This is a genomic window from Dolichospermum sp. LEGE 00246, assembly GCF_015207865.1.
Classification (GTDB): domain Bacteria; phylum Cyanobacteriota; class Cyanobacteriia; order Cyanobacteriales; family Nostocaceae; genus Dolichospermum; species Dolichospermum heterosporum.
The window spans coordinates 1-3,961 of the sequence record NZ_JADEWA010000492.1 but is presented as its reverse complement, the minus strand read 5'-3'; the positions used below and the strand labels follow the sequence as shown (position 1 = coordinate 3,961).

Genomic DNA, 3,961 nt, shown 5'->3' with positions numbered 1-3,961 from the left:
ATTTATAATTGTCACTGCACTTACATCACTGATAAAAAGTAAAACCCCCTAAAATATAAGTGCTGAATATTCCATCTCTATCCGGAAAAAATTAGTTAGTAGCAACAATACCTTGTCCATTTTTTGTAGGTCGGGTTAAGCGACAGCGCAACCCGACGCACTTGTTGGGTTTCGTACCTCAACCCAACCTTGTATCTGAGTAATTCATAAGAGTTGTTTTAAAGATCAAATAAAGAGTATCCATTGAGAATGGATACCAGTACAAAAGTATTTAAAGCTATCTTAGCAACCTATAGCATCCCTAAGTTTGCGCTTCAAATCGCTAGAAATAGGTAAATCGTCAATTTCTTTACACAATTTTGCTACTGGCTCTTTTTTCTTTCGCTCCAGATATATTCCTGTTAAAAGACCATCAATACCATATTTACCTAGAGCATCTGCTACTAATCCAGCAACTCCAAGAGCCGCAATACCACCTATCATTCCAAATGGTCCGCCCAAAGCTGCTAAGGCCGTAGTTATAGCAGCACCTCCAGCTAGACCAGTAGCGGCCATTGTCACTACAAGCAATACACCAGGTAAACCTAAAGCCGCAACCTTTCTGACTACTTCATCCATATAGTTATTGAATTAACTTAACTGGGTTTAATTTGATACGGAGAATGGGTATAAGAGTATTCCAATTAAAAAAATGCCCAATTGTCATTGAGTGGGTGTTCTCTTCCCGTAGGATAGTGACAGGTTTTAGATCATTTATTGCTTGAAACACTCTAAGAGACTTCCAAATAAAAAAATGTCCCAAAACTGATGCAGAAATTCTCTCTCTGTGTACTCTGTGCCTCTGTGGTTCGTTTCTTAGGATAATTTATTTCTTGGAAGTCTCTAACTATAAACACTAATATAAAAAAAGCAAGTAGCGAAGGTTAAAATATTCGCCCTCACTACTCACTCTTCTTACCTACGCACCTACAGATTCCTTAGCTGCATACAACACCTCAGCGGAGATATCTTTAAACCCACGTTCACGGGCAAACTTTTCGGTATTTCGCTTCACTTTTCCGCGCACAAAACCAGGAATCTTATTCAATTCCGCTTGACCATCTTTTGTCCAATTCAAACCAGATTCTGCGGAAATTCCTTTGGTAATTACTTCCTTTGTATCGTGTCCACCAAAGATTTCTAAAAGGTGATCTTCCATTCCCAAAGTGAAGGAATTGTAGATTAAATCTGTGATTTGATTTGTGCCTTCATAACCCATAAATGGTTTGTAACCAATGGGGAAATTCTGAACGTGAATAGGTGCTGCAATGACACCACAAGGAATATCCAACCGCTTACCAACGTGGCGTTCCATCTGTGTACCAAATATAGCAGAAGGTTCAACGCGAGCGATCGCATCCCCGATTTCACCATGATCATCTGTAATTAATACCTCATCGCAATATTCGCTCACCTGTTCTCTAAACCAGTCAGCATCATACTTGCAATAAGTACCAGCCCACACCACGTGAATCCCCATTTCCCGTGCCAGAATCTTGGTTAAAGCCGCCGCATGAGTATTATCACCAAAAACCACCGCTTTCTTCCCAGTCAAGTTCTGACAGTCAATAGAACGGGAGAACCAAGCCGCCTGGGATACGTGCAAAGTTTGTTCATTAATGAAGTCTTCATAATTAACTTCCGCACCTTGGGCGTTAATCACTTGCTGAATTTTACGGATACATCTAGCAGTTTCCACCACACCCATCGGCGTAATATCTACGTAAGGTGTCCCGAATTGTTCTTCTAAATATTTAGCTGTAGTTAACCCCAGTTCCCGATAAGGAATTAAGTTAAACCAAGCTTGAGGCATAGTTTTTAACTCGTGAACAGACGCACCTTCAGGAATCACAGTATTTACCTGAATTCCCAAATCAGTCATTAACCGCTTCAGTTCAGTGACATCATGGTTATTGTGGAAACCCAGAGTAGAAACCCCGATAATGTTAACTGAGGGTTTAGCCGTTTTCTCTGTGGTTAATTCCCCGCGCTTCCGGGCTTTCTCAATGTAATATTGGACGATTTGTTGTAAAGTCCGGTCTGCGGCTTGTAATTCATTGTAGCGGTAATGGTTCACGTCCGCCAGCATTACGTCCCCTTTCGCTTCCAACTGCGCCCGTTCGACAAAGTTATGCAAGTCCTCTTGCAAAATACTGGAAGTGCAGGTAGGAGTTAAAACGATTAAATCTGGGTGTTCTTCCGCGTCTTTGCGGATGATGTTGTCTACTACCTTTTCTTGAGAACCTCGCGCTAAAACGTTTCTGTCAACGACGCTGGTTGTAACTGGGGTAAAGTTCCTCTCCCGCGATAGCATAGAACGCATAACGTTGAAGTAATCATCACCCAGGGGTGCGTGCATGATAGCATGAACGTTTTTAAAAGAACTCGCAATCCGCAAAGTTCCAATGTGAGCGGGTCCCGAATACATCCAGTAAGCTAACTTCATCCTGTGTTCTCCCTTGACAAGTTAAATAACTATAAGTGCTTGATTATTAAATCGTTTCTGATTTTCTCAAACCTAACCGCTTTGAACAAATAAGGTTTGTTGCGAGGTTATTTGACGTGAGAGAGGGTGAAACCTAGTTGCTGACTGGGTTATGGCTGATTATTTAAACAATATTTATGTTGTTTAAGTAAATAAATCTTAATGATTTGCAAAATATTTGTATCAAAATTTCCAAACCGATTTTACCGGGTTTTGTATGGTTCCAGAAACCTCTCTCCGTTAAAATGAATTAAATGATCTGGTTGGTCTGCTACCCAAACTTCTGTTTCCCAAGAAATCTCAGCTAAATATCGAGTCATTTCCTTGCGACTGGGAAAAGCAGTCATAAAAACTAACCCCTTACTACTAGACTGAAATAGTTGTTTTAATTCATTGTGTCGTTTTAAATTCACAGGTCCATGACTGGTGACAGCTTCTATTAATATTAGCCAGTCTTGTTGTTGATAATAAACTACAACATCTGGCATTTTACCATGAGGATCTAAATCAATTCCTATTTCTCGAAACTTTTGAGTTTCATTAATAATGAACTTATCCCCAGCATCACCGACATAAAGAACCAAACCTCCTGGTGTAAATCTGGGACAAAAATTTTCTAAAATGTCTTTGATTAAATTATTTTGTCCACCTGATGATAGATAAATTGCTTGTCCATTGGGTAAACTAACGGGAATTGTGGAGATATTCCGAGTTCTATCCTGCAATAAATTCTTGACAGAAATAGTATAATTACGACGAGATTCTTCCCACTGATCAGAACCATAAGATTGTATCAGCGAAAGTGCTTGTTGCTGAAGTTGATAACACCATTTAGGACTATTAATTGGTCGGTCGGGTTGATCTGGATTTTCCACAACTAAACCCATTTGTACAAACTGGTGCATTGTTTGTCTTCTCACTGTTTCCCTTGTATTGGGTGCGTATTGTTTTCCATAAAAATCACGAAACCAATCCATCATTTCAGTAATTCTGCGTTTGGGTGTTGTTGCTTGATCATTTTTTTCAATAACTTGGTTATAGGGAACAAGTCTCATTTCCGAAAAACTATCTAATTCTTGTTCTGAGTTAATACTTATTTCTATAAATTTAGGTTTAATTTCTGTTTTTGTAGCATGAAAAATAATATTTTCTTGTAAAACATTATCTTCTGCAAAAGCTAATGAGCGACTTTCAAATATATGAATATTTTGGAGTACCATTTTTTCCAAAAAAGCTTGGCGAAAAGGACGAAAATAACTACCATTACAAAAGCTTCTCGGAGTAATTGCCACTATCTCTCCATTTATAGAAAGTTGTAATATGGATAGCCAAACAAATGCACTATATAAATTTACCGTTTCAATTCCCAGCTTTGACAGTATTTTTTTCTCAATTGATTTACTGTTAATCTTTTTATAAGGTGGATTCATAATAGCA

At 38.7% G+C, this 3,961-nt stretch carries 3 protein-coding genes; all 3 read right to left on the bottom strand.

Annotation, left to right across the window (positions count from 1 at the left end; translation table 11 throughout):
* Positions 1-282 precede the first annotated feature (282 nt).
* Entirely contained in the window at positions 283-618 is a 336-nt protein-coding gene (locus IQ228_RS22755; protein ID WP_027401640.1) for a hypothetical protein, read from the bottom strand.
* A 340-nt stretch (positions 619-958) separates the two neighbouring features.
* Positions 959-2,485, bottom strand: a complete 1,527-nt coding sequence (gene bchB / locus IQ228_RS22750; RefSeq protein ID WP_027401641.1) for a ferredoxin:protochlorophyllide reductase (ATP-dependent) subunit B — start codon at positions 2,483-2,485, stop codon at positions 959-961.
* Positions 2,486-2,727: 242 nt separating this feature from the next.
* Positions 2,728-3,961, bottom strand: a 1,234-nt coding sequence (locus tag IQ228_RS22745) for a BsuBI/PstI family type II restriction endonuclease (RefSeq protein ID WP_193964535.1), incomplete at its 5' end; no start/stop codon positions are given.

Bases quoted from the DNA above. Each gene is read 5' to 3' on its own strand.
- IQ228_RS22755 (WP_027401640.1), bottom strand. From the start codon at position 618: ATGGATGAAGTAGTCAGAAAGGTTGCGGCTTTAGGTTTACCTGGTGTA.
- bchB (WP_027401641.1), bottom strand. From the start codon at position 2,485: ATGAAGTTAGCTTACTGGATGTATTCGGGACCCGCTCACATTGGAACT.